The sequence below is a fragment of the Alkalicoccobacillus porphyridii genome, from assembly GCF_007293315.1.
Classification (GTDB): Bacteria; Bacillota; Bacilli; order Bacillales; family Bacillaceae_D; genus Alkalicoccobacillus; species Alkalicoccobacillus porphyridii.
Genome location: NZ_VLXZ01000191.1, coordinates 1 through 276, shown reverse-complemented (window position 1 = coordinate 276; position 276 = coordinate 1). Strand labels below are relative to the sequence as shown.

Genomic DNA, 276 nt, shown 5'->3' with positions numbered 1-276 from the left:
GACCGTCCAGTTCGCTGAGATTACTCAACACATCTTTTGCTCGTTGATAATAGGTCATGCCTTCTGGCGTGAGTTTGACCCGTCGCGTGGTGCGCTGGAGAAGCTGGGTGCCAAGTTGATGTTCCAGTGCCTGTATCTGGCGCGAAACACTTCCCTTTGGCAAAGCAAAGAAATCCGCTGCGCGGGAAAAACTTTCCAGCTCCGCGACTTTGATGAACAACTGCATTGCGTGAATTTTATCCATTTCTTTGACCGATTGTTGTTCACAGCGAAACA

Annotated in this window: 1 protein-coding gene; it reads right to left on the bottom strand. The window is 49.3% G+C overall.

Going from position 1 to position 276, the window contains the following annotated elements:
- Positions 1-276: LysR family transcriptional regulator (locus FN960_RS23985; RefSeq protein ID WP_221936854.1), on the bottom strand; the 276-nt coding region annotated here is incomplete at both ends.